We start from the raw sequence: 25927 nt of genomic DNA on the forward strand, positions 1-25927 counted from the left end.
GGGAGTGGTTTTATTTTGCGCGTCGCTGCAGAACGTATTTCGTATTTGCATGAACGAGAAATCGAAAAGATGATGAATGATGTCCACTATACATTTCGCCCGGATAGTCCGGATCAGTCGGAGCTCATCCGAAACGCTATTACTGCTGTTCGAAGGGGTGCTATTTCTTCGTATCGTTATTCGCAAGATGACGGAGAAGTGCTCGCTCAACTCAATGATCGAGCTTCGGAATTTGTGCGGTTTTCGTTTGAAGAGCAAACCTTGAGTTGCACATGTGGTCGTAAGGGTCGGTGTGTTCACCAACTTACGGTCGTATTTGACTTATACTCACAGTTCCATTCATTAACGGAGTGGTTCCAAGAATGGAGAACGTCTGAAAAAGAGCAACTTGCTTTGAAAGTTACCGATCGCACACCAGAAGCGTGGGATGCCGTCTTGACTCGAGTGACCGCGCCTCTTCGTAAACTTACCTTATCGACTAACTCTTCTGTGTTCACATATGAATGTGCAGAAATTGAGAATCGCGTTAAACCACTCATGCCATTTGAATACGAGTGGAAGCCACTGTTCGAATTATTCTACCGTCTTCACCTAGTCGATGCGGCTTTCGAGTACGGTTCTTCAATACTTTCATCGAGTAACTCCCAGCATTCCTATGGAACTTGGCAAATCACCACATGGCTGAATGACCAAATTTCCGATATAGAAAAATTAGCGGGGACTTTCAGTAACAAACCGAAGTTATTTGAAACGGATCCCTTCATGAAACGTTTGAAAGAGCTCGTCCACTCTGTTTGTATCCATCAGACAGGCTTATTCCCTTATCGCTTCCGCATTTATGAAGCTATTTGGGGACAGCTTTTTGTTGATCGGAACGAGAGAGATGCAGAGAAACAGCAGCTAGCTCAAGACGCTTCTGCTGATGCTCGTCTGTTTGCAATGTATTTCGCGATAATCGAAGGACGCGGGGACGTGCTGGAAAGCGCTCTTGCTGAAGAAGAACAGCCTGATTTCGGAAGTTGGATGATGCTTGCGAAGTTTGCGTTGGCTGAGGCGCTTGCACCTACTGCCGCTTCGATTGCTCGTGGACTTTATCCCTCCATTGAAGGGTATTTCAGTCAAAAGAAAAGTCGGAGTGAACAGCTTGCGGCTGCACATGAAATCGATATGCTCCTTGCGAGCGGTGATTTTTCTGATGATGAGCGGGAAGCCGTGTTTGCGATGTACGGTAAAATCGGGATACCACGTTATTCCGATTTTCTGATCGAACGTCGAAGATATCAAGAATGGGCGGCACTTTTGCATCGGTATAACGTACCTTATGACAGTGTCGAACAAGCTGATTTAAAAATCGTGTTGGCTGAGCAACCTGTAGCTGCACTTCCTTTGTTACATGATTATGCTCAGCAATTCATAGCGGAAAAGAATCGATTGAGCTACCGTCGGGCTGTTAAACTGTTTAAACGTATGCGTACTGCTTGCAAAAAGAGTGGTCATACCGAATTTTGGAACCGCTATATTCGAACAGTGCGAGATAAATACCGTCGCCTACGCGCGTTAATTGAAGAAATGGAGAGGGGGAATCTTGAATTATGAGATCAGCACATCGACTTGCACGTGAGTTACAACTGACCATCCAGCCAACAGATCGTGGCAACTTTGCGATTTCAGCTGCAGATGACTACGGAACCTCCATACCTGCTGATCGCCTTGTCTCCTTTTTCTTCTTCGCCGATGATACGTCATTGTTCGGTTTGATGGTCCCTATTGAGGATGACACTGTCATTTTGCATCCCCATGAGTGGGTCCAAGCATTGAGCGGAAACCGCCACCCATTTATTGAGTTTACGGGCGCAACCGAACAGGACGTCGCTAAGTTAGAAGCAGCTGAAGAAGCTGCTTCACTTTGGCATTCTAAGGATTTGTGGTCCTATACAGAACCAGACGCGGAGGAAGTTATTCGCTTTGCCGGTGACGCAGCAGGAATGTCGGAATCCGCTGCTCTCTTGACAAAACAAGCAATTGCCAGCAAATTTCAAACGCTTGGTGTTCGTGCGGATATGGTACCTGCTTTGTTGCCTCATTTAAAAGCTTACGGCTGGCCAGGTGAGACAAAATCCGACATTCCAGTACGACCTGCACTCCGACTGACTGAACCTGATTCGGAGCGGACTGAAGATTGGTTACTGGAAACGGTTATATTGAATGAACGCGGAACACAATGGTTGCCTGCAAAATCGAAACTGAATACTTCTATTGAAAGTGCGCTGCCCGCGAAGTGGAAGCCATATGCTGCCGCCATTATGGAACAACAATCCGAAATGATTTCGTTTCTACAATCCATCGAGCCTGAGATTGAAGATACGTTTCTCCATATGCCGATGAGTGATCCCGAAGTCCGGATGTTCATCCAGCATGACTTGCCGTTATTCCAATCGTTCGGACTTGCAGTACTCCTACCTTCTTGGCTGAAAAGCGTGACTGAGACGAAGATGAAAATACGCACAGATGCAGGTGTTCAGTCATACAAATCTGCCGCCGGGTTAGACGAAGTCCTTTCGTTTAACTGGAGTTTCTCACTTGCTGGCAACGACATCGACCGGGATACGTTTCAGAAAATGGTGGATGAAAACCGTGAATTCATCCGTACTGGAGACGAATGGTTTCATATCGATCCGACTTGGTTGAAGCGGATTAAAGAGTTGATGGAGCAAGCGGATAATGGGGAGTGGACTGTGAAAGATTTACTGTTCCAAGAGCTCCCTGAAGAGATTGTGCCAAGCGAAGACGATGAGTTTGAAGAAGATCCACTACTTGCGTTCACAATGCAAAAGTCTCTGCGTCAATATGTAGATCAGGTAATGGATAAAAAGGGGTTACCCCACGTTCAAATTCCTGAACAGTTGCAAACTGAACTGCGCCCATACCAACAGGAAGGATTCAACTGGCTCATGTTCATGCGAGAGCAGCATTTCGGTGCTTGCCTTGCCGATGATATGGGACTCGGTAAAACGGTTCAGCTTATCAGTTATTTGCTTAAAGTGCATTCCCAACCGGACGCGACACCGTCACTCATCATTTGTCCGACCAGTGTGCTTGGTAACTGGCAAAAAGAATTGGAACGTTTTGCGCCTTCGCTAAAAGCGGCCATGCACTATGGACCCGGTCGCTTGAAGGAAGACCAGTTCAGCGCATTTCTAGCACAGGAAAAACCTGATGTCGTGCTGACGACTTACGGTACAGCAACTCAAGATAGTGATTTTCTCATTGAATTTCCTTTTGCGAGCATCACGTTGGATGAAGCGCAAAATATTAAAAACATGCAAACGAAGCAATCTCGAGCGATTCGGAAACTTCGGGGTGGTCATCATATCGCGTTGACGGGGACGCCGATCGAGAACCGACTTGCGGAGTTATGGGCAATTTTCGACTTCATCCATCGAGGATATTTCGGTAGTTTCCGGAAATTCACGGATGACTACATTATTCCAATTGAGCGGGATGATGACGAACGGACAAAAAGTCGTCTGCGTTCTAAAATCCACCCATTCTTGTTACGAAGAACGAAAAGTGATCCAGACTTACAGCTCAATTTACCGAAGAAGCTAGAGCAAAATGAGTATGTGCCACTTACAAGTGAACAAGCTGCAGTTTATGAGAGTTTTATTGAAGATACGAAGTTCAAGTTACAGACACTTTCTGGCTTTGAGCGGAAAGGGCTCATTTTGAAGATGTTGAGTAGATTGAAGCAATTGTGTAATCACCCTGCTCTGTTCTTGAAAGAACCTTTTACGCAAGCTGATGAAATGTTGTCGAGATCTGACAAACTGGAGCGAATTGTGAAATTGGCTGCTGAGATAGCTAGCAATGGCGAGCAATGCTTGATCTTTACTCAGTATATCGGAATGGGGCAACTCATACGACAATGTTTGGCCGAGCTTTATGGATACGAAGTACCTTTCCTGACAGGAAGTATGCCGAAGGGTCAGCGTGATCACCTGGTCGAAGCGTTCCAAAAAGGGGAATTCCCGATTTTCATCCTATCCTTGAAAGCGGGTGGAACAGGGCTGAACTTGACGGCTGCGAATCACGTCTTGCATGCGGATCGTTGGTGGAACCCTGCTGTAGAAAACCAAGCGACCGACCGTGCATATCGTATAGGTCAGGAGAAGTTCGTGCATGTCCATAAATTCGTGACCATTGGGACGATAGAAGAAAAAATTGATAAAATGCTTGAAGAGAAGGCCGCGCTGTCTGCAGATCTGATCCAGTCCAGCCAGTGGCTAACAGAGCTATCTGATCGAGAACTGGACGACTTACTATCATTCGGCTAACCTATACTTTTCATCCGCAAATCACACTGTGGTTTGCGGTTTTTTATGTAAAGACGCAGTTAGACGTGACTGATTCGCTTGATCTGCAATACCCTGTGTAGCTCATACTCTTTCTGTTCCTGCTCCACCACGTCTAACCGTTCGTTTAAATTTGCTACCAATCGGATTAGCTGTCCAATTTGCAATTCCATACGCAGAATTATTTTTTGTTGGGATTCCATATAATTCTCTCCTTTTAAGCAATTTCGCAGCCGGATCACCAAGAAGCGGTCTCTTCTGACCCGACGGCAAAATAGCGGTTATTTGATGGTTGAAACCACCACTCCTCTTACGTACTGCTGAGTTGTTAGTCGTGCCTGATCACTTTTAACAACCTTTGCTTAACTTACTATCGAGGGTCTAAAGGAATCCCCACTCCTCAAAAACCCCCTACTACCTAATCATTCTTCCCTCATCATTTGTACGAGCCGCTCTCCACGGGCACTGCGCGCACAGTTATCTAGTTATCATTCCTCCTATTCTGTCACATGTCCGATGTTTCTGGACAACCCAATTAGAAGATTGGTAACGTTTCTTTTTCGTTTTTTTGTGTAGGTAATTCAAAATGATCGGCAGCGGAGTTGCTTTGTGAATTCGCCAATGCTACTTGCGATTGGCTACTTTCCGCACGTACTTCCGAAGATGGTTTCTTCGTCACCAGGAATCGGACATCATCTCCCACTACTTCTGTTACAAATGCGCGGGTTCTGTCTTCACGCTCATACGAACGCGTTTGAATACGTCCACTTACACCTACCAGAGATCCTTTTCCACAATGTTTTACGGTGTTTTCTGCGGTACGTCCCCAAATGCTACAGAGAATAAAATCCGCATCGATGTCACCTTGCTGGTTTTTAAAACTACGATTGACAGCGAGAGTGAAGCTGGCTTGCATCCGCCCATCTCCTATCTTTCGAATATCTGGATCTTTCGTCAGTCTACCGACAAGTGCCACATGATTCACCTAGTTCCCTCCTCTCTTTGAATTGCTTTCATCATACGGACAAGCTCCGGATTAAACAAATGTACATTTCCCACATTTGGAGGTTATTCCATTGTTGAAATTGAAGTTTGAACTAGGAGGTTTTGTAAGTTCTGCGTGGAACCGCTTAGGTGACGGTGCTTTTGAATTGTGTTCATTTAATGATAATTCGGCTTTGCCCATATTTTTAAGAGATTGAACCGTCTGTGGTATACTGGGGAAAAAAGGGGGATTTGGACGGGATGAAAACGTTTAAAATGATTTCCTTCGGTCTGCTGACTGGGGATGTAGCAGATTATTTGCCCATGCTGGATGGTATCATTATTAACCAAGAGAACAGCCATCGCATGTGGATTTTAGAGATGTTTTTGGACATGGAGTATAAAGAACGCTTTGTAAAATTGAAGGATGAGGAGGCACTCATTGAAGCAAAAGTAGTAATTTCTTATCCTGAAAATGAACCTGCTGCCTTCGTTCTTGCAGTCGACACCGTTCATGAGATTGGAGATCGTGTTTCCGTCTTATTGAAAGGTCGATTAAAGCGTCAGCGTTCAGAATATGCTGAACAGTTACTGAGTGAGTTATTGGATCTCGGTTTTGAAGGGCAAGCACTGCTAGAACGATTCGAAAGCGACATGCGCGCAAGACCTCGTTTAAAAAAGAAATAACGACATGCAAAAACCACGGGAATGTTCAACCCGTGGTTTTTATTTGCATTATTTCTCGCCTGACATACCTTTATCATCTTTCTTTGGAGATCCACCGTTGTTGCCAGTTCCTGCGCTATTCCCGCCGCCAGGTGTGCTATTTTCTCCCATCGTACCGCCTTCTCCATTGCCAGTTCCTTCTAGCGTATTGTCTTCAACGCCATCGCGATTCATGACACCGTCATTCATCCCATCGTCTTCCAGTCCATCAAGATTCGGACCTGTCGTACCGTTAGGCGCATCGCCCTCCATATCCGGGGTCCAGTCACGTGCCCGCTCGTCCATACCGTCGTTCAAATCTTCCATCGGTGTCTCGTTTTTGTCTGGGATGTCGTCGTTGTTGGTACCACATCCAGCCAGTACGAAACCTGCAACAAGTGCTGCTGGCAATACTTTCTTCAACATGAAAAATTCCCTCCTTTCAAATAGCTATCCAACATAGCTTGGCTTGAAAAGAAGGAACTATCCATTATTTTTTATACGTTCTGACGTTTTTTCAACTCAGCTTCTACAAATGCAGCTTCAGCTTTACACTCATAGAAATATTGTGTGTTGAGCGTCTCCTGCAATTGTTGAATTGTCGCAATCTGCTCTTCAGAAGGCGGCTCACTTAGCACTTTTTGAATGACTTCATTGATACGAACTGCAATTTCCTCATGAAATTGAGTTGCGTGTTTGACGTCATCTGGAATTTTTTCATACCAAAGCGCTTTTTCTGTAATGTACTCGCTCCATCGCTTCATGAAGTCTGCCATGTCATAGCGGTCCGGGTTCCATTCGATCTCCGTCATGTATTGTTCAAAGGTCTGTGTAATGGACCTCGTGATGCTACTCTTTAGGTTGGGTGAAAGACTTTTGAACATTCTTGTTTAGTACCTCCCACGATGTACATGCTAAGGTATCTGCATGTTTGATTGGCTTTTTGTGCATAATCGCACTTGCCAAAGTGTGTAAACACAATATATAAAATTTTAGCGGATTTTTCTGCCAAATGCAACTTTTAACTAAAAATCACTCTTTTGCACCTAGTGCGAATGTGATTTCCGCTTCACAAGCTATCTCACCTTCGACAGTTGCTTTTGCTTTGCCTTTACCAATGGAACCACGCATACGTGTGATTTCCACTTCAAGTCGGATTACGTCTCCAGGAACGACTTGTCGCTTGAATCGGCAATTATCAATTCCTGCAAAAAATGCAAGACGGCCTTTATTCTCTTCTTTTTGCAAAATCGCAACGGCACCGACCTGCGCTAGTGCTTCTACAATCAGTACGCCAGGCATAACCGGATACCCCGGGAAGTGACCGTTAAAGTAGTTTTCGTTAATGCTTACGTTTTTTATCCCAACTGCACGCACGCCTTCTTCAACTTCAAGAATTCGGTCGACCAATAGGAATGGGTAGCGATGCGGAATGATAGCTTGGATTTGTTCAGCTGTCAGCATAGTAATTCTCCTTTTAGGTTTCCCTCTAGTCTATCGTTTACTTCTCTTTTCCACTCATGATATCAAAAATATGTGCCCACGTGTCTTTTTGGAAGATATCGCTTGCGGCACCGTCACCCAGGATGCTAAATCCAATAACCGCACCGAGGACTGCAGCAACTATCAGTAACAGAATTACTAAAATGACGCGCACATATATAGGAAGGATGCGGATTTGTACCCAGCGAACTGGTTTTGTCTCAGTCAGTTCTTCCGTTTCCATTTTCTCTTTACGCTTTGTCCGTGTTTTTTGTACAGCTTCTTCTTTTTTCACGGGTTTCTCTTCAGCTTTTCTCTTACTGCGCGTTACATGCTTGCTGTCCGATGCGGATTGAGCCGTTGCGGCATGGGTTGCTCGAGCGTCCGTCCGACTTTTTGCAGCTGGTTTATTCGGCTCGGAAGACGAATGGGACGGGATGTCTGTATTTCTTTTTTCATCTGTCATATCAATACTCCCCACTTAGCTCACCGGATATTATTGACCAGGCCGAGCATCTGATCAGCGATAGAAACCGTACGTGAGTTGAATTGATACGCTCGCTGGACATTGATGAGGTCTGTCATTTCTTTCTGATAGTCAACATTGGACCCTTCAAGAGCTCCTTGCTGTATACCGACTTCCGGGCCAGTAATTTCTGTTAAAATATCGGCTTCAGTTACATTTAATTCTTCCAAATTAGCTGGAAGTGTCAAATGTGTCGAGGACAGTCGTGTCATCAGGTTAGGTCGCTCAATTAGAGTAACTGCCAATTCAACTGTCTGGTCTGTTCCATTTGCCGAATTTGCAACCAGAGTGCCGTCCGATTTCAGCTCAACTGAATCTACAGGTCCATTGAACGTGATCGCATTGCCAGCACGATCTGCAACAGCATTTCCTTCGCCGTCAACAAGCGCCACTTGGTTTCCCTGACCTGGAGAAAGGTAGAAGTTCCCTTGACGTGTATACACCGTCTCAGGACCATCTGCGCCTTGAACAATTACGTTGAAATATTGTTTTGGTTCAGTGAGTGCGAAATCGAGATTTCTTCCTGTTTGTTGCAAGGTTCCCACTTTCCAGTTCATTTGCGTTTGACCCAGCATTGCGCCGACGCCGTAGCGGATACCTTCAGGTGATTGTCGTGGTGCTGTATCCGCTTTGTCATTGTTGAATTGCTGATACAACATCTCCTGAAAACTCGCCTGATTGGATTGGTAACCGTTTGTTCCTATATTGGATAAATTATTTCCGATGATATCCAGATTACTTTGCAGTTGGTTCATCGTATTGACAGCTGTTGTCATCGTACGAATCATTTAGTTTGACTCCTTTCGCTTATGCGAAGCTTGCGATTATCCATTGACACGACCAATTTCCGAGACCGCTTTTTCCATACTGCGGTCATAAGCTTGCAACACTTTCTGATTAGCTTCAAATGCTCGGTAAGCGGTCATCATATCCGTCATCGTTCGCGATGCATCTACGTTCGACTGCTCGATGAACCCTTGTTTAAATGCGTAACTAACCCCTTGAGCACCATTTGCGTCTGGCAAATCTTGCTGCGCATAAAACAGTCCGTTATCACGTTTAACAAGCGTTTCGGGATTCGCTGCGTAGCCGATTCCGAGAGTTTCTGCTACCATTTCACCGTATTTGATAATGCCGTCTTCCGTAACTTGGAAGTCATCATTTGGCAATTGGATGCGTTGACCATTCTGATCGAGCACATAATTTCCCGCAGAAGTCGTTAGAAAGCCTTCCGGATTCAAAGCGAAGTTTCCACTTTTCGTATAAGCACGTTCACCATCTGAACCTTCGAGCGTGTAGAAAACGGCGCCAGGTTGGCCCGTTTCAGGATTGACAGGTAAAGTTCCGTCGACAAGTGCGATGTCCGTTGTCAATTCCGTTTGCCGTAGTTGTCCCTGGGTGAATAGTGGCATGGTCTCTTGTAAATACGTCCCTGTTGAAAGGGCACCAATCGGATTCATGCCTTTCATTTGAAAGCTATTTTGGACTGGCACTTTCGTAGTTTCCAGGTTAGATAAGTACATTTCAGGAAATGATCTTATGGATGATTGATCTGTTTTAAAGCCTGGAGTGTTGGCATTGGCCATATTGTTAGAAAGTAATTCTGTTCTGCGCTGTTGCGCGATCATTCCAGATCCTGCTGTATAAAATCCACGGAACATGAGCCCCGCCTCCTTTTTAGGTGTGTTGCAAATGATCCAGTGGCTCTGCGTTAAGTTTTACTTCGTTTTTTGTCTAAGCTATTCAGCATAATGCCTGTCCCTTTAGCGACACACCCAAGTGGGTCATCTGCTATGAAAACAGGTACTTTCAATTCTTCTGCGAGCAGTTGGTCCAGTCCCCGAAGGAGCGCGCCGCCCCCAGTTAAGATGATGCCTCTATCAATGATATCTGCAGATAGTTCGGGTGGTGTTTTCTCCAGAACATTTTTAGCCGCGTGGAGGATCCAGGCAATAGATTCTTCTATCGCTTTTGTGATTTCCTTTGAATCGACTGTGACAGTTCTAGGCAGTCCTGAAACCATATCGCGTCCACGAATGTCCATCTTCTCATCGTGACTGTCCGGGAAGACGGATGTTACGGTCATTTTGATGGTTTCCGCAGTGCGTTCACCAATTAATAGCTTATGATTCTTTTTTATATGTTGGATGATGTCTTGATCGAACGTATTGCCTGCAATTTTAATGGATTCGGATGTGACAATGTCTCCCATGGAAAGAACCGCGACATCTGTTGTGCCGCCTCCGATATCGATAACCATGTTTCCACTAGGTTGATAAATGTCCATTCCGGCTCCGATTGCAGCCACTTTAGGCTCGGCTTCAAGAAACACTTGTCGGCCACCTGATTTTTGGACAGCTTCTTTAATGGCTTTCTGCTCCACACTTGTAACGTCAGTGGGACAGCAGATCAAGATGCGCGGTTTAGAAAACCAGCCTTTGACATTCAGGCGATCAATGAAACCTTTAAGCATTGCTTCAGTACTATCAAAATCAGCAATGACACCGTGTTTCAATGGTCGCATTACCTGGATATTACTAGGGGTTCGCCCAATCATCAGTCTCGCTTCTTCTCCGACCGCTATTAATTCACGCGTTTTAGTGTCGACTGCAACGACAGATGGTTCGTTCAGTAGAATCCCTTTTCCTTTTACATGTATTAATACATTTGCCGTTCCCAGGTCAATGCCGATATCTTTCGCAAACATCTCATCCCTGCCCCTTCCATTCTTTCAACAGTTTACATGCTCTCCTAACTTAACATTTTATCACAGTGTTCCGAAAAAGAACATAAAAAATCGCTATTTCCCGTGCTTTGTGACGGTTCGAAGCCGGTTAGTTCGGTTTTTATCAACGGCACAAAAAAACGGACTGCGTTAGTCGCTAGTCCGTTTCTGTTGCTGCTGATTCATTTAGTTTGCGTTGTTCAATTTTCCATTTTTGACGCGTGGCTTCACCGCCTCGTAAATGTCTTATCGATTTGTGATAGGCCAGGACTTTTGCAACTTCCTCAGATAGATGAGCATCTATATTAGGTAGACGCTCTGTCAGGTCTTTGTGTACAGTGCTTTTGGAATACCCCGTCGCTTTTGCGAGCGCTCTCACAGTGAGGCCAGTTTCGATGAGCAGGTTGCCGAGGCGAACGCAGCGCCTCCGAATTTGTTCGTGCACACCCTCTTCCTTTCCCGTCAGTCCATTTGTTCTTTCACTGTATGCGAAGGAACGGTGCGCTATTCCTTTGTATTTGAGGTCTTCTTAACGCCCGGGCATGTTTCTCGATCAGTTTTTGCGTTTTCTACGACACTTGGTTCAAGTTCTCGATCAAAGAGTGCACTTTACCAATCAATTCTTTGCACTTTTCTATCACATAGTAGAATCAATCGGAATAGGGACACGATTCAACTGTTTTCAGGAAATTCATTCCCACTATTTGTGGGATTCGGAAAGATGTTTAATGGAATCGGAATTACGTGGAGTGGAATCGGAATTATTGGGCGAAGAATCGGAAGGATGAACCGCACAATCGGCAAAACCAGAGAATTAATCGGAATCAAGACACAATTCAACTGCTTTAAAGGTTTTATTGGGTGGTTATTTCAGTTGGATCAGGTCTCAGGAGGGGTGTATGATCACTTTTCTGGAATTTATGAGCACTTCACATGAGTTATGATCACTTTCTCAGATTTATGAGCACTTTCCATAAGTTATGATCACTTTTCGAGATTTATGAGCACTTTCCACGAGTTATGATCACTTTCTCAGATTTATGAGCACTTCCCTCGAGTTATGATCACTTTCTCAGATTTATGAGCACTTCCCATGAGCTACAATCACTTTCACAACTCTCACCATCACTACCGATTTATGAGCACAAAAAAACCTGCCGGGAGGTGGCAGGTTGGCTCAACGAGTTATTTAAAAGGCCAAGAAGGAACGGGGATTCACAGCTACGTCGTCTTTTTGGACTTCGAAGTGCAAATGGACGCCCGCTGATGGGTTCCATTCGTTTTCTGCAGTTTGCGCTAAGGCTTCACCCTGCTGAATCTCGTCACCCTCTTTTACGAGAATGCCAGTGACGGAACGATAGATCGTTTTCAAGCCATCTTTGTGAGAGATGACAATTTCACTGCCTTTGAATGGATCCGAGACAATTTGTTCCACTTTTCCACTCATCGCCGCGAGTACTTCGAACGGTTTGCCGTCGACTGCAATCGTCACACCTTCGTTTGTAACGTATGTCTGTTTAAATACGAGTAGTGCGTTTTCACGACTGGATGCGTCAGCTTTTGCATCATAGAAGTCTTGAATAATTGCAACTTGGTCAAGAATTTCTTCGTCAAACGGATATTTCAGTTGTTCGTTTGATGCGTTTGTTTCCAACGTGACTTCTTCTTTAGCCTTTTCTTTGTCTACAGCTGCCTGCTCACCGGCGTCTGGTTTCGTCAATGCATTATATCCCCATACCATTCCAACGAACAACAGGGCGAAGCTTGCATAGATAGATGGCCAGAACCAGTTGCTTTTCGTGCTCTTGTTTTTCTGAGAAGGGGCGTTCGGTTTTTTTTCTTCTCTCATTTATGATCACCTCACTCGCTATTCTCTGCAAGTTAAGGATTTTTTAAACATTCCTCTTTCGATTTTTCAAAAGTTTTTATTTCTGTGCCGGTATAGTAGTGTTTCACGATCTGTTCTGCGGTCCATCCCTTTTTCGAATAAGCTTCAGCTCCATTTTGGCTCATGCCAACGCCGTGACCGTATCCTTTTGTAGTAATGTGGACAATTTCATTGGCCACATCGAATCCTATATTGAAGTCCGTAGATGGAAGTTTTAGTTTTTCCCGAACTTCGCGGCCGCTAGTTTCGAATGTGCCTGATAGTACGCTTTGTACCCGCCCCGTCTCATTCCTGACGAGCTGAAGCGCTCTGAAATCGTCTTCTTTCCATGAAGTGCCGAGCTTTTTATTCCACTCAGAAAGAGGCATATCGACTGTTCGTTCCACTTCTTTAGATACAGTTTGTTCGTCGGGGCTGTCTACACTTTGTAGATATGGAATTGAATTGCCTGTAAAATTCTCAGCAGTTTCAGTTTGACCGTTTGAAGTAGAGAAGAACATGGCAGTAATCATTTGTTCCTCATGTACGATTACGGAGCCTGCAGTTTCCTCCACGGCTTGGCGAATCTTTTTTTCGTTTTCTTTGAAGTTTTTGCCCCAACGTTCTTTACGATCTTTTTCATTGGAATAGACTTGTGCTGTGACATCCCGACCGATCGGTTTTGTGCCTTCTGCCGTTTCTTTGAGCGCATAGGTGCGTGCAGCAATCGCTTGTGCTTTAAGTGCTTCCAGCGAGTAAGCGACTGGCATTTCAGAAGCGACGACTCCGATAATGTACTCTTCGAGCGGCAGTGGCTTGTCCTCTCCTTCTACTGTAATTTCGGTCTCACAAGCTATTTCCTCGGGTGGCTTAGCGTCTAGTGGTCTGTTGTACTTCAAGTTTAGAAGTACAGGTATAAAAAATAGGAAAATGATGAATACTACTAATAGTCGTTTGTCCATGTTGCATGGTATGTTCTATATCTTTCAATTATGATGATGTTTTTGACTTTCACATAATTGGAGTCTCTCGATACACAACGACACCAAACGACATAAACTCCCATAATGCGAATCAAAATTAAATTAAACAAAAAAACTGCCCCTCGCAAAAGGGACAGCTCTAATCGATATTATGAATGCACGATTTCTGTGTCAGCTGTTTCAGATTCGCTAGAAACGCGGCTGATGTCTGCACCAAGTGCTTTCAGTTTCTGATGGAAGTTAACGTAGCCACGATCTAAGTGAATGAGTTCAGTGACTCTTGTAACGCCTTCTGCAACAAGTCCAGCAAGGATAAGTGCAGCTGCAGCCCGAAGATCGGTTGCTGCTACTTCAGCGCCTTGTAAGTTTGACGGACCATTCATGATGACAGAACGTCCTTCGATTTTAATGTCAGCATTCATGCGGCGGAATTCTTCTACGTGCATGAAGCGGTTTTCAAATACTGTTTCTGTTAATACGCCAGTACCTTCTGATTTCAACATAAGTGCCATCATTTGTGACTGCATGTCTGTTGGGAAACCAGGGTGCGGCATTGTTTTCAAGTCAACTGATTTTAACGGGTGCTGCGCTGTAATGCGAAGTCCTTCGTCCAGTTCAGTAATGACAACGCCCATTTCTTGAAGCTTAGAGATCAATGCTGCGTTGTGTTCAGGCAATGCGTTTTCAATCGTTACATCTCCGCCTGTGATTGCTGCTGCGACCATGAATGTACCTGTTTCAATACGGTCAGGAATAATGTTGTGAACTGCACCGACTAGCTTTTTGACGCCTTCGATACGGATAACGTCCGTTCCTGCACCGATGACTCTACCGCCCATTTCGTTGATGAAGTTCGCAAGGTCAACAATTTCAGGCTCTTTAGCAGCATTTTCAATCAAAGTCGTTCCTGTCGCGAGTGCAGCTGCAGTCATGATGTTCTCAGTTGCGCCAACACTTGGGAAGTCCAAATAGATTTTTGCTCCTTGAAGACCGTTCTTTGCTCGTGCTTCAACAAATCCGTGTCCAAACGAGATATCAGCACCCATTGCTTCGAATCCTTTTAAATGCTGATCAATCGGACGTGATCCAATTGCACAGCCACCTGGCATTGCTACACGTGCAAAACCATTGCGCGCAAGAAGTGGACCCATTACCAGAATGGATGCACGCATTTTACGCACGTATTCGAATTGCGCTTCACTCGTAAGCGTCTCAGTGGAATCAATGATTAGCTCGCCAATTTCAGGTTTATATTCTGTTTTTGCATATAAACTTTTAAGTACTTCATTAATTGTGCGAACATCCGAAAGATTTGGTACTTCGCGGATGACATTGACGCCCTCAGTAGCAAGCAACGCAGCCGCGAGTATCGGCAACACTGCGTTCTTGGCTCCTTCTACCCGCACTGTACCGTGCAGTTGTCGTCCACCATTAATAATAATTTTATCCAAAACAAGCCCCTCCGACTCAAAGTTATAATTCGTTCTTAAGCGTGACAAGGTTACATATCCAAAATTCATTAATTATACTAGTAAAAATCATCCAAACTCAGTCCATTGTACAACGACACGCCCCAGTTAACAAGCGCCATTGTGACCCTTTCCGACAAAAGATAGCTGTAATCTAAATTATGTACAGGTGGGATGTCCTGTGTGGGTATTTTACAATTTCTTTATGACTGCCATATTACAAAGAGGTTACATTCAACTTTGTTCCCCAGTGCTGAATTCAGTAAACCTGTCTCATCAAATTCTAATGAACTGATTCGTCTCATTGCCCCAGAGGCATCCGTTGTCTTTGCGGCGATAAGACGGATCATCCAAAGATGAAAGGAAGTCTCTCCGACCAATAGGATATGTCTAAAAAGAAATTTGATACCGAAGAACCGATGGCAATACTCAACAAAATAAATAATAATTGTGTTTGAAATACGCGATTTTTACGAATGATGGCTTGTGGTAAAATCGCCTGCAAGGCAAAAAATGATACCCCGATGAAAAAAATATGTGACCCTAGTGCTAATAATGGATTGACGCCAAGTGCGTCCATAGTCATCTACTCCCGATGCGTACTTCTAACGATGAAGTACGTTTTTGGTTGGCGTTAAAAAAAATCGGACAGAAGATTCTCCTCTGTCCGATTTGCTCGCGTCCGACTTACATGCCGGAAACTTTAATACGGTTAATGGCCCTACGTAAATTAAGTTCAGCCATTTGATGCTCCAGCTTGTTCGAAATCTGCTGGAGTTCAACTTCTGCCTTACGTTTCGCAAGTTCAGCACGTGCTACGTCAATGTGAGAAGCGAGTTCCGCACTTTGGGCAAGCACTGTGACAACATCCGGACGGACTTCCAAGAAGCCGCCGTTTACTGCCACATGTTCTGTTGAATTGCCGTTTTTCAGACGAAGTGCGCCGATGTCAAGTGGAGCTACCATCGCGATGTGTCCTGGTAAAATACCAAGCTCACCCGTTTCAGTAACTGCTATCACCATATCCGCTTCTGTTTCGCTGACAGGGCCGTCGGGAGTGACGATATTAACTTTTATCTTCATAATTTCCCCTCCTGGTCCCTTTTATTAGACTTCTACGCCCATTTCTTTTGCTTTAGCCACAACTTCTTCGATGCGTCCAACAAGTCGGAATGCATCTTCAGGAAGGTGGTCGTATTTGCCTTCAAGGATTGCCTTGAAGCCTTGTACAGTTTCAGCAACCGGCACGTACGAACCTTTTTGGCCCGTGAATTGCTCGGCAACGTGGAAGTTTTGTGACAGGAAGAACTGAACACGACGCGCGCGATCAACGATCTGCTTGTCATCTTCACTCAACTCATCCATACCTAAGATTGCGATGATGTCTTGAAGTTCACGGTAACGCTGCAACGTTTGTTGTACTTGTGTTGCGATGTCATAGTGTTCTCTACCTACGATATCCGCACTAAGAGCACGTGATGTCGAAGCAAGTGGATCCACCGCTGGATAGATACCCATCTCAGATAGTTTACGCTCAAGGTTCGTCGTTGCATCAAGGTGAGCAAACGTCGTTGCAGGAGCTGGATCTGTATAGTCATCGGCAGGTACATAGATCGCTTGGATCGATGTAACAGAGCCTTTGTTAGTTGAAGTGATACGCTCTTGAAGCTGACCCATTTCAGTCGCCAATGTCGGCTGGTAACCAACCGCAGATGGCATACGACCGAGCAAGGCAGAAACTTCAGAACCGGCTTGTGTGAAACGGTAGATGTTATCGATGAAGAGCAGAACGTCAGCGCCCTGTTCGTCACGGAAGTGTTCAGCCATTGTCAAACCAGTCAAGGCAACACGCATACGTGCACCAGGTGGCTCGTTCATTTGACCGAAGACCATTGCCGTTTTCTTAATAACGCCTGAGTCTGTCATTTCATAGTACAAGTCGTTACCTTCACGAGTACGCTCTCCAACACCAGCGAATACCGAGATACCGCCGTGTTCTTGTGCGATGTTGTTGATCAATTCCTGGATAAGTACAGTTTTACCTACACCTGCACCACCGAAGAGACCGATCTTACCACCCTTGATATAAGGAGCAAGTAAGTCAACAACTTTAATACCCGTTTCAAGAATTTCTACTTTTGTAGAAAGGAATTCAAATGATGGTGCTTCACGGTGAATCGGATCACGCTGGACGTCTGCCGCTAGTGGCGTTCCAAGGTCGATTTCCTCACCGAGTACGTTGAATACTCGTCCGAGTGTAACGTCTCCAACAGGTACTGAGATTGGCGCGCCCATATCTGTTACTTCTTCGCCGCGTCTCAAACCGTCTGTAGAGGACATTGCAATCGTACGTACAGAATCGTCTCCAAGGTGCAAGGCCACTTCAAGTGTGAGCGTTTCCGCTTCAGCACCTGGGCGATTGATTTGGACTTTCAGGGAGTTGTAGATCTGTGGAAGTTGTCCATCCGCAAAGCGAACGTCAACAACCGGACCCATTACCTGAAGAATTTGTCCTTTACTCATGCTTTTCCCTCCTGTCGTACTGGTACGTTCGTTTTCGTTACGCCTATTCGAGCGCTGCAACGCCGGCAACGATTTCCGTAATTTCCTGGGTAATCGCAGCTTGGCGGGCACGGTTGAATATGAGCGTCAAGTCATCTATCAAATCAGTAGCATTATCTGTAGCAGTCTTCATCGCAGTCATACTGGAAGCATGTTCGCTTGCTTTTCCGTCTAGGACCGCTCCGAAAATGAGGCTCTCCGCGTATTGCGGCAATAAGGATTCAAGAATCACTTCCGCAGAAGGTTCGAATTCATAAGATGAGCTCACTCCAGACGGTTCTAGATCAGTAAGCGGAAGCAATTTTCGTTCCGTCGCTTCATTGGAGATGGCGGAGACGAAATGGTTGTAATAAAGGTACAACTCATCGTAATTGCCTTCCGTGAACATGCCAACAGCTTTATTCGCGATGTTTTTTATCTCTTCGAACGAAGGGTGATCCGTAACACCTACAAGACTCTCTTCCACTTCGAAACCAAGACGGTTAAAGAATTCAGTTCCTTTACTTCCGATTACGAAGAGCACGACTTCATCTTTTGATGCGTGGCGTGCTTCAATTGCGCGTTTCGCTTTACGTAGAATGTGGGCGTTATATCCTCCAACAAGTCCACGGTCAGATGTGACGATGATATATCCCGTCTTCTTGACTGGGCGAGTTACGAGCATCGGGTGTCCAGAGTTTTGAGTGACAGAAGCGATAGATCCGACCACTTCTTCAATTTTGTCCATGTACGGTACGAATTTCTTCGCGTTTGCTTCCGCACGGCTCAATTTTGAAGCAGAGACCATTTGCATCGCTTTCGTGATCTTACGTGTACTCTTCGTCGATTTAATGCGCTGTTCTACCTCGCGTAATGAGGCCATTGGCTATTCACCACCTTTTAGTTTTAGTCCCGTAATCCGTTACTTAACTTATTGTCCAGAAACCGCAAAGTTCTTTTTGAACTCATTGATCGCTGCTGCAAATACGTCATCTGCAGGAAGACCTTTCGTAGTACGGATTGTTTCCAATACGTCAGTGTGGTTACTTTCAAGCCAAATCGTGATTTCACTTTCAAAGCGAAGAACATCTTTAACTGGGATATCATCAAGGAATCCACGAGTTAGTGCGTAAAGAATTACGACTTGGTGTTCAACCTTAACCGGTTTGTTCAAATCTTGTTTCAAGACTTCAACAGTACGGTGTCCACGGTCAAGTTTCGCTTTAGTTGCAGGGTCAAGAGATGATCCAAACGCAGAGAACGCTTCAAGTTCACGGAACGCAGCAAGGTCAAGACGCAGTGTACCTGCAACCTTTTTCATTGCTTTGATCTGTGCAGATCCACCTACACGGGATACGGAAAGTCCAGCGTTGATCGCTGGGCGTACGCCTGAGAAGAATAGATCGGACTGAAGGAAAATCTGACCATCTGTGATGGAGATTACGTTCGTCGGAATGTATGCAGAGATATCGCCTGCTTGTGTTTCAACGAATGGCAATGCTGTGATTGATCCGCCACCTAGGGAGTCGTTCAATTTCGCAGCACGTTCGAGTAAACGAGAGTGTAAGTAGAATACATCTCCTGGGTATGCTTCGCGACCTGGAGGACGGCGTAGCAACAACGAAAGCTCACGGTATGCAGCAGCTTGTTTAGAAAGATCATCATAGACGATCAAAACGTGCTTGCCTTGGAACATGAACTCTTCACCCATTGTAATACCTGCATAAGGAGCAAGGTAAAGAAGTGGTGATGGTTGTGATGCAGAAGCAGTTACAACGATTGTGTAGTCAAGCGCGCCGTTTTCACGAAGCGTTTCAACAACACCACGAACTGTAGATTCCTTCTGACCAATTGCTACATAAATACAAATCATATCCTGATCTGCTTGGTTAAGAATTGTATCGATCGCTACAGTAGTTTTACCTGTTTGGCGGTCACCGATGATCAATTCACGTTGTCCACGACCGATTGGTACAAGTGCGTCAATCGCTTTGATACCTGTCTGAAGTGGCTCATCAACCGATTTACGAGCCATAACGCCTTGCGCTGGGCTTTCGATCGGACGAGTTTTTGTTGTGTTAATCGGACCTAGTCCATCCACTGGTTGTCCAAGTGAATTGACGACGCGTCCAATCAATGCTTCTCCAACTGGAACTTCCATGATACGGCCTGTACGACGTACTTCATCGCCTTCTTTGATGTCTTTGTATGGTCCAAGGATAACGATACCTACGTTGTTCGCTTCCAAGTTTTGCGCCATACCAAGTACACCTGTGGAGAACTCAAGGAGTTCGCCGGCCATGACATTGTCGAGACCATGAGCACGGGCGATACCGTCACCTACTGCGAGAACAGTACCTACTTCGCTAACTTCCATCTCAGACTGATAGCCTGCAATCTGCTGCTTAATCAGTGTGCTGATTTCTTCAGCTTTAATGCCCATGTATGTCACCCCTCATCTTTCAAGATTTTAACCGATCAACGTACGCTCTAATTTAGCAAGCTTGTTGCTAATACTGCTGTCGAAGATTCGGTTTCCGATCTGAAGGCGAATGCCTCCGATCAATTTTGGTTCAATAATTGTTTGAATCTGAAGCGACTGTTTGCCAACTTTGTGAGCAAATGCGCTTGAAATTGCTGTTTCTTCCTGTTCAGTTAGTGGACGGATTGCATAGACTGTCGCTTCCGCAACACCGGATGCATCGTTTGCTAACTGGTGGAAGTCTTCGAGGACGTTGCTAAGTTCGTCCATACGATCTGCATCAAGCATCACGTATAGTGCATTGAGTAATAACTCTTGTGCACCTGGCAGGATGTTAGCAATCAATTCCCGTTTTTTGATCAATGACAGTTGTGGTAAGCTCATAAGTTCCCCGAAGCCATTGTTGTCGTTAAGCGCTGCTTGGAGCTCTCGAACGTCAGTATGAACTGCGAGTAATACGCCTTGTTCCTGAGCTGCTTTGAACAGCCCAGTAGCATAACGTTCCGCTACGATAGAACGGCTCATCGGCCTTCCCCTGCCTTCACAATCGTTTCTTCGATCAATGCGCGGTTATCCTCCTCGGATACTTCTTTGCCGAGTACTTTAGACGCTGCCATGATAGAAAGAGAAACGAATTCTTCGCGGACAGCCGCGATTGCTTTTTCTTTCTCTGTTGCGATTTCAAGCGCTGCGTTGTCTTTCATACGACCCACTTCTGCGCGTGTCGTTTGAATGAGTTCCTCACGCTGTGCTTCGCCTTGCTTTTTCGCGTTTTCAACGATTGACTGCGCGTTTGCGTGTGCTTCTTTTAAAAGAGCGCGTTGCTCTTCCAACAATTTTTGTGAGTCTAGACGGCTTTGTTCTGCCGCTTCGATTTCGTTTGCAATCATTTCAGCACGCTGATCCATGATCCCCATCAATGGGCCCCATGCGAATTTCTTCAAAAGAAGCATGAGAAGTGTGAAGAATACTACTGTTGCAATGATATCACCTAAGTTCAGCCGTTGGTTCAGGCTGGATAAGAATCCTGAGTCAGCATTGCTTGACAAAAGGACGAAGGTATCCAAAAACACGATTGTTTCACTCCCTTCAAAAACTTACGTTTGTTGCACAAACGTTTTGGTTAGAATGATTGGTTCCGAACGCAAGTTGCGCTCGATATCCGCTGACATAAACGAATGGCGAAGGATAAATCTTTTTCCATTCTTCGCCATTGTTTAACGTTCTTATAAAGTGGTTAGATAATAGAAGGAGTCATACAGGCTGGCAAGACCGCGTGGCAGCCCAGGCCCTATCCGTTTCATTAACTACCTGAATTAAATCTGTGTAAATTACTTGTTCATAACGATGAAAGCGATAACTGTAGCGATGATTGGCAAAGCCTCAACCAATGCAACACCGATGAACATTGTTGTTTGAAGAACGCCACGTGCTTCTGGTTGGCGAGCAATCCCCTCAACTGTCTTTGAAACGATTAAACCGTTACCGATACCAGCGCCGAGTGCGCCAAGACCAACTGCGATAGCTGCTGCTAATAGACCTAATGAACCTGTCATAGTGTTATTTCCTCCTAGTATTGTTTGGTTTGGTAGTGCGTGTTCCCGCATGCGGGATTTATGTTTAGTGGTCCGTCGACACTTTGTGCGACATATAAACCATCGTCAACATAACGAAAATGAATGCCTGGATTGCCCCGATGAATACCGAGAACCCTTGCCAAGCGAGTGCAGGAACGATTGCTCCGATGAATCCACCAAAGCTGCCCACTGCGAGCGATGCGAGAAGTCCAATCAGGATCTCCCCCGCAAAGATGTTACCGTAAAGACGTAGACCGAGTGTCAACGTATTTGCAAATTCTTCAATGATCTTGAGCGGTGCCAGGAAAGGCATTGGTTGAGCATACGTTTTGAAGTATCCTTTCACACCAAGCATCTTTACCCCATAGAAGTGCGTCAAGATAATAACAGTTGCCGCCAACGTCATCGCAATGACTGGATCGGCTGTCGGTGATTTCCACCAAAGTGCTCCATCCCATTTGATTGAGAATGGTAGACCAAGCATATTGGCAACAAACACGAACATAATAAGCGTGATGCCGAGTACGTGGAAACGGCCGCCTGTTTTCCAGTCCATGTTGTTTTTAATGATTCCCTTCACGAAGTCCATGATCCATTCCATGAAGTTCTGCATGCCTGTAGGTTTCATCTGCATTCTCCGTGTTGAAAGAACTGCAATGATGAAAACGATGAGACACGTGACGAAGAGCATCATTATGTTAGCCGGGTTGAAGCTTATACCGAAGAGGACAAGTTCCGGATTTGCATGTTCCACGTTTCGTTCACCTCCCTTTTGTGATCAGTTTAAGATTGATGCTTCACATGATAAAATATCCTATCGACCAACAATAGGGCATATGGAATCATCAAACCAATCACAGTACTGATCAGATTGAAGTTTTCTGGCATCGACATCGCGATGGCGGCCGCAGCCACTCCGGAAGCGAAACGCAATCCCGAACCGAGCGAAACCTTTTTGCCCTGATCCAGTTTCTTGTCGAATTGTTCCATTCTACGGATAAGTATCCAGAAATTATACAATCCGAAGATTAATCCTAGCAAAAGACCAGCAAAAATCTCCTTCGCTCCCGTAAAGGCCCAGCCTAATATCAGCAATGCGAGCAAAAAAAATAGAGCTCTCTTTTGCCTTGCGAAAATTTCCTGCATTGTCTGCATGGTAGGTGAGTCTCCTATTACGATAAGTTTAGTTAGAAACTGAAGCGTTCGACTTTCGTTTTACAAGTCGAACAACGAGCGGGTTCGCAGGTTGGTACGCATTGGCTTGTCCGAGATGTACGGCAACCACTTACTGATCAGATGTCTCGGGTAGACCGGGACTAAGAATGGTAAGAAAAGTGCCGCCTGCTTGGCATTCACCAGGACACGTTGTCCAACGTATCGCACAGATGCCCATATTTCCTAAGTGCGATAGGCTACGAGTGATGATAGAACTTAGCCAAAAAAATCAAGCGGTTTCAGCTGATTTATCTATGTATAAACCCTATCATTATTACCCTCTGTAAGCATACAATAGCGATATTTTGATGTCAATTGATTCCCGTGAAATTCTTCACAAACTAAAGGCACTGTCAAACAATCGTCACACTTTCATAGTAAATCGTTGTATTTCTGAAAATTAGGGAATTCCCTTAGTAGTTTCCTTTAAAAAGAGACTGGCTCACGGGTTTATTTCTGAATCAGATAGCCGTTTTCCTTAGGTATTGAATATGCATTTCCCTATAAGAAATCAATCGGTTGACCTATCCATTAGTAAATCCCCCCAATTTTATAGCAAGACTCTTATCAGTAAAGATCAGCTAAAAGACTTTGTTTTTAGTGCTAACTCTATAGAGTGTGGCAGTTAGGTAGAATTTTTATACTCGGTCAATCAAATAAAGCAGAGGCGTGTATGCCTCTGCTCTTCATGTGATCTATTTCGATTAGTTGTTTTGTTCGTTCAGATATTTCTTCAAAGCTTCTACGATTCGTTCAGATGCATGTCCGTCTCCATAAGGATTGGACGCTTTTGCCATGGACTCGTATGCAGTTTGATCAGACAGAAGTTCGTCTGCCAGGTTGAAGATTGTATCTTCGTCGGTTCCTGCTAATTTGAGTGTTCCTGCGTCGATCCCTTCTGGGCGTTCTGTTGTATCACGAAGGACGATGACAGGTTTGCCGAGAGAAGGGGCTTCTTCTTGGATGCCGCCTGAATCGGTTAGGATAATGTGTGAACGAGCTGCAAAGTTATGGAAATCCACAACTTCAAGTGGTTCAATCAAATGAATCCGATCGTTATTCCCTAGCAATTCATCCGCAACTTCACGCACCGCTGGGTTCATGTGAACTGGATAGATTACTTGAATGTCATCGTGTTTTTCGAGTAGGCGATTAATGGCGCGGAACATGTTGCGCATTGGGTCACCTAAGTTTTCACGACGGTGAGCTGTTAGCAAGACAAGTCGATCATCACCGAGCTTCTCAAAAATCGGATGCGTATACGTGTCATCGACAGTTGTGTGCAACGCGTCGATTGCTGTATTCCCTGTGATGTAGATTCGGTCTTCCGGCTTCCCTTCGTTAATAAGGTTCTGAGCCGATTTCTCCGTTGGTGAGAAATGAAGGTCTGCAAGGACGCCCGTCAGCTGACGGTTCATCTCTTCCGGATATGGAGAGTACTTATCCCATGTACGAAGACCAGCTTCGACGTGTCCGACTGCAATTTTGTTATAAAATGCCGCGAGACTGCCAACGAATGTTGTTGCTGTGTCACCGTGTACAAGTACGATATCCGGATGTGCTTCTTTCATAATCCCATCAAGCCCTTCGAGTCCACGTGTTGCGACGTCGATAAGAGTTTGACGATCTTTCATAATGTTAAGATCAAAATCGGGTTTGATGCCGAATGTTTTCAGCACTTGGTCCAACATTTCACGGTGCTGCGCAGTTACAGTTACGATCGATTCAATCTCTTCTTCATGCTTCTGCAATTCGAGAACGAGTGGAGCCATTTTAATAGCTTCCGGACGCGTTCCGAAGATCGTCATTACTTTCCATTTGCGTTTCAAAGTGTTCACGCCTTCCCCAATTATTTGGTTCCGAACAAACGGTCCCCAGCGTCGCCAAGTCCTGGTACGATGTAACCATGATCGTTGAGTTTTTCATCAAGTGCTGCGATGTAAACGTCCACGTCAGGGTGTGCATCTGTAAATACTTTTACGCCTTCAGGAGCCGCAATGAGACACATGAATTTAATGTGCTTGGCTCCACGTTTTTTCAATGAGTTGACAGCTTCTACTGCTGTTCCCCCTGTAGCAAGCATCGGGTCAACGACAATCAATTCACGTTCCGATACGTCAGACGGCAACTTCACGAAATACTCGTGTGGTTGAAGAGTTTCCGGATCGCGGAATAATCCGACGTGACCAACTCTTGCTGCTGGGATTAGTTTTAGAATTCCATCTACCATACCAATACCTGCACGTAAAATCGGTACGATTCCGAGTTTCTTCCCTGCAAGTACGTTCGATTTCGCCATGCAAACCGGCGTTTCAACGTCTACTTCCTGGAGGGGTAGTTCTCGTGTGATTTCAAAAGCCATCAATGTTGCAACTTCGTCTACGAGTTCGCGGAATTCTTTTGTTCCTGTGTTTACGTCGCGGATGAATGTAAGTTTGTGCTGTATGAGCGGGTGATCGAATACGTGTACTTTAGCCATTAAAATCGCTCCTTTTACTTTGTCCAATACAGTATAACAGAATGATGACGTGAACGGTTGTCTAGCGTGAAGTTTGGAATTTCCGGAACATTTACACGGTTATATCGTGCCGATTCCGCGTTGTAAATCACATGGTTCGGATTGTACGACACTCGTCATTGATTCTCGATCACGTAGTGCACTTTACCAATCAAATCTTTGCATTTCTTCTTCACCTAGGAGAATTTCTCGATAACGAGACACAATTCAACCGCGTTAAGGGAGTTATTGGTAGAGCTTCGCTTATGAGCTACCTCGGTGGCATATGTGAATCGGCAATATGACGGCGGATATCGGCAGTTTCTCGAGGTGAATCGGCACCTCCAGAGTAAGAATCGGCACTATCTCTTGAAGAATCGGCAACACGGAAGAATTAATCGGCATCGAGACACAATTCAACCGCGTTAAGGGAGTTATTGGTAGCGCTTCGCTTATGAGCTACCTCGGTGGCATATGTGAATCGGCAATATGACGGCGGATATCGGCAGTTTCTCGAGGTGA

Annotated in this window: 29 protein-coding genes; 4 read left to right on the forward strand and 25 right to left on the reverse strand. The window is 45.1% G+C overall.

Annotated elements, in window-relative coordinates:
- The first annotated feature begins 15 nt into the window (after positions 1–15).
- On the forward strand, positions 16–1596 hold the full coding sequence (locus ACR65F_RS03505; protein WP_440503308.1) for a hypothetical protein: 1581 nt from the start codon (positions 16–18) through the stop codon (positions 1594–1596).
- Positions 1593–4334, forward strand: a complete 2742-nt coding sequence (locus tag ACR65F_RS03510; RefSeq protein ID WP_440503309.1) for a DEAD/DEAH box helicase — start codon at positions 1593–1595, stop codon at positions 4332–4334. Before ACR65F_RS03505 ends, ACR65F_RS03510 begins: the two co-directional genes overlap by 4 nt.
- Before the next feature lie 59 nt (positions 4335–4393).
- Here the strand turns inward: ACR65F_RS03510 and ACR65F_RS03515 are convergent, their stop codons facing one another.
- Positions 4394–4555, reverse strand: a complete 162-nt coding sequence (locus tag ACR65F_RS03515; RefSeq protein WP_197054060.1) for a hypothetical protein — start codon at positions 4553–4555, stop codon at positions 4394–4396.
- 332 nt (positions 4556–4887) lie between these two features.
- Positions 4888–5337: a single-stranded DNA-binding protein gene (locus ACR65F_RS03520; RefSeq protein WP_440503310.1), complete on the reverse strand. Its 450-nt coding sequence runs from the start codon at positions 5335–5337 to the stop codon at positions 4888–4890.
- 260 nt (positions 5338–5597) lie between these two features.
- Here ACR65F_RS03520 and ACR65F_RS03525 point away from each other — a divergent pair, with 260 nt between their 5' ends.
- A complete protein-coding gene (locus ACR65F_RS03525) occupies positions 5598–6023 on the forward strand; it encodes a YwpF family protein (protein ID WP_039041525.1) in 426 nt (141 codons plus the stop codon).
- Positions 6024–6071: 48 nt separating this feature from the next.
- On the opposite strand, the gene ACR65F_RS03530 is transcribed toward ACR65F_RS03525, so the two are convergent.
- The 8 genes from ACR65F_RS03530 to ACR65F_RS03565 all read right to left on the reverse strand — a co-directional run bounded on the left by ACR65F_RS03530 (position 6072) and on the right by ACR65F_RS03565 (position 11219).
- Positions 6072–6467: a hypothetical protein gene (locus ACR65F_RS03530; protein WP_440503311.1), complete on the reverse strand. Its 396-nt coding sequence runs from the start codon at positions 6465–6467 to the stop codon at positions 6072–6074.
- Between the two features lie 71 nt (positions 6468–6538).
- Positions 6539–6925, reverse strand: coding sequence for a hypothetical protein (locus ACR65F_RS03535; RefSeq protein WP_440503312.1), 387 nt, complete (start codon positions 6923–6925; stop codon positions 6539–6541).
- Positions 6926–7073: 148 nt separating this feature from the next.
- Positions 7074–7505, reverse strand: a complete 432-nt coding sequence (gene fabZ, locus ACR65F_RS03540) for a 3-hydroxyacyl-ACP dehydratase FabZ (protein WP_039041528.1) — start codon at positions 7503–7505, stop codon at positions 7074–7076.
- Positions 7506–7542: 37 nt separating this feature from the next.
- Entirely contained in the window at positions 7543–7989 is a 447-nt protein-coding gene (locus ACR65F_RS03545) for a DNA-directed RNA polymerase subunit beta (protein ID WP_440503313.1), read from the reverse strand.
- Between the two features lie 20 nt (positions 7990–8009).
- Positions 8010–8837 carry a flagellar hook-basal body protein gene (locus ACR65F_RS03550; protein ID WP_440503314.1) on the reverse strand — a complete coding sequence of 276 codons (828 nt, stop codon included), beginning with the start codon at positions 8835–8837 and terminating at the stop codon, positions 8010–8012.
- A gap of 36 nt (positions 8838–8873) precedes the next feature.
- On the reverse strand, positions 8874–9710 hold the full coding sequence (locus tag ACR65F_RS03555; protein WP_440503315.1) for a flagellar hook-basal body protein: 837 nt from the start codon (positions 9708–9710) through the stop codon (positions 8874–8876).
- Between the two features lie 50 nt (positions 9711–9760).
- Positions 9761–10756 (reverse strand): rod shape-determining protein MreB, encoded by a 996-nt coding sequence (gene mreB / locus ACR65F_RS03560; protein ID WP_039041531.1) that lies wholly within the window; start codon positions 10754–10756, stop codon positions 9761–9763.
- A 175-nt stretch (positions 10757–10931) separates the two neighbouring features.
- Positions 10932–11219, reverse strand: a complete 288-nt coding sequence (locus ACR65F_RS03565) for a sporulation transcriptional regulator SpoIIID (RefSeq protein WP_039041532.1) — start codon at positions 11217–11219, stop codon at positions 10932–10934.
- Between the two features lie 276 nt (positions 11220–11495).
- Here ACR65F_RS03565 and ACR65F_RS03570 point away from each other — a divergent pair, with 276 nt between their 5' ends.
- Entirely contained in the window at positions 11496–11711 is a 216-nt protein-coding gene (locus ACR65F_RS03570) for a hypothetical protein (RefSeq protein WP_440503316.1), read from the forward strand.
- 252 nt (positions 11712–11963) lie between these two features.
- On the opposite strand, the gene ACR65F_RS03575 is transcribed toward ACR65F_RS03570, so the two are convergent.
- The 15 genes from ACR65F_RS03575 to upp all read right to left on the reverse strand — a co-directional run bounded on the left by ACR65F_RS03575 (position 11964) and on the right by upp (position 25387).
- Positions 11964–12623, reverse strand: a complete 660-nt coding sequence (locus ACR65F_RS03575) for a M23 family metallopeptidase (RefSeq protein ID WP_039041533.1) — start codon at positions 12621–12623, stop codon at positions 11964–11966.
- A 32-nt stretch (positions 12624–12655) separates the two neighbouring features.
- Positions 12656–13603 carry a stage II sporulation protein D gene (spoIID, locus tag ACR65F_RS03580; RefSeq protein WP_039041534.1) on the reverse strand — a complete coding sequence of 316 codons (948 nt, stop codon included), beginning with the start codon at positions 13601–13603 and terminating at the stop codon, positions 12656–12658.
- 170 nt (positions 13604–13773) lie between these two features.
- Positions 13774–15075 carry a UDP-N-acetylglucosamine 1-carboxyvinyltransferase gene (murA, locus tag ACR65F_RS03585; protein ID WP_039041535.1) on the reverse strand — a complete coding sequence of 434 codons (1302 nt, stop codon included), beginning with the start codon at positions 15073–15075 and terminating at the stop codon, positions 13774–13776.
- 364 nt (positions 15076–15439) lie between these two features.
- Positions 15440–15673, reverse strand: a complete 234-nt coding sequence (locus tag ACR65F_RS03590; RefSeq protein WP_369795167.1) for a DUF1146 family protein — start codon at positions 15671–15673, stop codon at positions 15440–15442.
- Between the two features lie 107 nt (positions 15674–15780).
- A complete protein-coding gene (locus ACR65F_RS03595; RefSeq protein WP_125102525.1) occupies positions 15781–16179 on the reverse strand; it encodes a F0F1 ATP synthase subunit epsilon in 399 nt (132 codons plus the stop codon).
- 21 nt (positions 16180–16200) lie between these two features.
- Entirely contained in the window at positions 16201–17616 is a 1416-nt protein-coding gene (gene atpD / locus ACR65F_RS03600) for a F0F1 ATP synthase subunit beta (RefSeq protein ID WP_039041538.1), read from the reverse strand.
- Positions 17617–17659: 43 nt separating this feature from the next.
- Positions 17660–18517, reverse strand: a complete 858-nt coding sequence (gene atpG / locus ACR65F_RS03605) for an ATP synthase F1 subunit gamma (protein ID WP_039041539.1) — start codon at positions 18515–18517, stop codon at positions 17660–17662.
- Between the two features lie 48 nt (positions 18518–18565).
- Positions 18566–20077, reverse strand: a complete 1512-nt coding sequence (gene atpA / locus ACR65F_RS03610) for a F0F1 ATP synthase subunit alpha (protein WP_039041540.1) — start codon at positions 20075–20077, stop codon at positions 18566–18568.
- 27 nt (positions 20078–20104) lie between these two features.
- A complete protein-coding gene (locus ACR65F_RS03615) occupies positions 20105–20641 on the reverse strand; it encodes a F0F1 ATP synthase subunit delta (protein ID WP_025785599.1) in 537 nt (178 codons plus the stop codon).
- Positions 20638–21189, reverse strand: a complete 552-nt coding sequence (atpF, locus tag ACR65F_RS03620) for a F0F1 ATP synthase subunit B (protein ID WP_082003270.1) — start codon at positions 21187–21189, stop codon at positions 20638–20640. The genes ACR65F_RS03615 and atpF overlap by 4 nt, the downstream gene beginning before the upstream one ends.
- 258 nt (positions 21190–21447) lie before the next feature.
- Positions 21448–21672: a F0F1 ATP synthase subunit C gene (gene atpE / locus ACR65F_RS03625; RefSeq protein WP_116019578.1), complete on the reverse strand. Its 225-nt coding sequence runs from the start codon at positions 21670–21672 to the stop codon at positions 21448–21450.
- 64 nt (positions 21673–21736) lie between these two features.
- Complete coding sequence (gene atpB, locus ACR65F_RS03630; RefSeq protein WP_125102529.1) at positions 21737–22447, reverse strand: F0F1 ATP synthase subunit A; 711 nt, start codon at positions 22445–22447, stop codon at positions 21737–21739.
- 29 nt (positions 22448–22476) lie between these two features.
- Positions 22477–22848 (reverse strand): ATP synthase subunit I, encoded by a 372-nt coding sequence (locus tag ACR65F_RS03635; RefSeq protein WP_125102530.1) that lies wholly within the window; start codon positions 22846–22848, stop codon positions 22477–22479.
- Positions 22849–23612: 764 nt separating this feature from the next.
- Positions 23613–24716 carry a non-hydrolyzing UDP-N-acetylglucosamine 2-epimerase gene (wecB, locus tag ACR65F_RS03640; protein WP_440503438.1) on the reverse strand — a complete coding sequence of 368 codons (1104 nt, stop codon included), beginning with the start codon at positions 24714–24716 and terminating at the stop codon, positions 23613–23615.
- Positions 24717–24757: 41 nt separating this feature from the next.
- Positions 24758–25387 carry a uracil phosphoribosyltransferase gene (gene upp / locus ACR65F_RS03645; protein WP_025785593.1) on the reverse strand — a complete coding sequence of 210 codons (630 nt, stop codon included), beginning with the start codon at positions 25385–25387 and terminating at the stop codon, positions 24758–24760.
- Between the last annotated feature and the right edge of the window lie 540 nt (positions 25388–25927).

The organism is Sporosarcina sp. SAFN-010, from assembly GCF_059415065.1.

Excerpts from the sequence above, each read along its gene's own strand:
- upp (WP_025785593.1), bottom strand. The coding sequence starts at position 25,387 with ATGGCTAAAGTACACGTATTCGATCACCCGCTCATACAGCACAAACTT.
- ACR65F_RS03615 (WP_025785599.1), bottom strand. The coding sequence starts at position 20,641 with ATGAGCCGTTCTATCGTAGCGGAACGTTATGCTACTGGGCTGTTCAAA.
- ACR65F_RS03550 (WP_440503314.1), bottom strand. The coding sequence starts at position 8,837 with ATGATTCGTACGATGACAACAGCTGTCAATACGATGAACCAACTGCAA.
- atpE (WP_116019578.1), bottom strand. The coding sequence starts at position 21,672 with ATGACAGGTTCATTAGGTCTATTAGCAGCAGCTATCGCAGTTGGTCTT.
- ACR65F_RS03530 (WP_440503311.1), bottom strand. The coding sequence starts at position 6,467 with ATGTTGAAGAAAGTATTGCCAGCAGCACTTGTTGCAGGTTTCGTACTG.
- ACR65F_RS03575 (WP_039041533.1), bottom strand. The coding sequence starts at position 12,623 with ATGAGAGAAGAAAAAAAACCGAACGCCCCTTCTCAGAAAAACAAGAGC.
- ACR65F_RS03570 (WP_440503316.1), top strand. The coding sequence starts at position 11,496 with ATGTTTAATGGAATCGGAATTACGTGGAGTGGAATCGGAATTATTGGG.
- atpD (WP_039041538.1), bottom strand. The coding sequence starts at position 17,616 with ATGAGTAAAGGACAAATTCTTCAGGTAATGGGTCCGGTTGTTGACGTT.
- mreB (WP_039041531.1), bottom strand. The coding sequence starts at position 10,756 with ATGTTTGCGAAAGATATCGGCATTGACCTGGGAACGGCAAATGTATTA.
- atpA (WP_039041540.1), bottom strand. The coding sequence starts at position 20,077 with ATGGGCATTAAAGCTGAAGAAATCAGCACACTGATTAAGCAGCAGATT.
- ACR65F_RS03545 (WP_440503313.1), bottom strand. The coding sequence starts at position 7,989 with ATGACAGATGAAAAAAGAAATACAGACATCCCGTCCCATTCGTCTTCC.
- ACR65F_RS03525 (WP_039041525.1), top strand. The coding sequence starts at position 5,598 with ATGAAAACGTTTAAAATGATTTCCTTCGGTCTGCTGACTGGGGATGTA.
- wecB (WP_440503438.1), bottom strand. The coding sequence starts at position 24,716 with ATGACGATCTTCGGAACGCGTCCGGAAGCTATTAAAATGGCTCCACTC.
- fabZ (WP_039041528.1), bottom strand. The coding sequence starts at position 7,505 with ATGCTGACAGCTGAACAAATCCAAGCTATCATTCCGCATCGCTACCCA.
- ACR65F_RS03555 (WP_440503315.1), bottom strand. The coding sequence starts at position 9,710 with ATGTTCCGTGGATTTTATACAGCAGGATCTGGAATGATCGCGCAACAG.
- atpG (WP_039041539.1), bottom strand. The coding sequence starts at position 18,517 with ATGGCCTCATTACGCGAGGTAGAACAGCGCATTAAATCGACGAAGAGT.
- ACR65F_RS03510 (WP_440503309.1), top strand. The coding sequence starts at position 1,593 with ATGAGATCAGCACATCGACTTGCACGTGAGTTACAACTGACCATCCAG.
- spoIID (WP_039041534.1), bottom strand. The coding sequence starts at position 13,603 with ATGGACAAACGACTATTAGTAGTATTCATCATTTTCCTATTTTTTATA.
- ACR65F_RS03535 (WP_440503312.1), bottom strand. The coding sequence starts at position 6,925 with ATGTTCAAAAGTCTTTCACCCAACCTAAAGAGTAGCATCACGAGGTCC.
- ACR65F_RS03590 (WP_369795167.1), bottom strand. The coding sequence starts at position 15,673 with ATGGACGCACTTGGCGTCAATCCATTATTAGCACTAGGGTCACATATT.
- ACR65F_RS03635 (WP_125102530.1), bottom strand. The coding sequence starts at position 22,848 with ATGCAGACAATGCAGGAAATTTTCGCAAGGCAAAAGAGAGCTCTATTT.
- ACR65F_RS03515 (WP_197054060.1), bottom strand. The coding sequence starts at position 4,555 with ATGGAATCCCAACAAAAAATAATTCTGCGTATGGAATTGCAAATTGGA.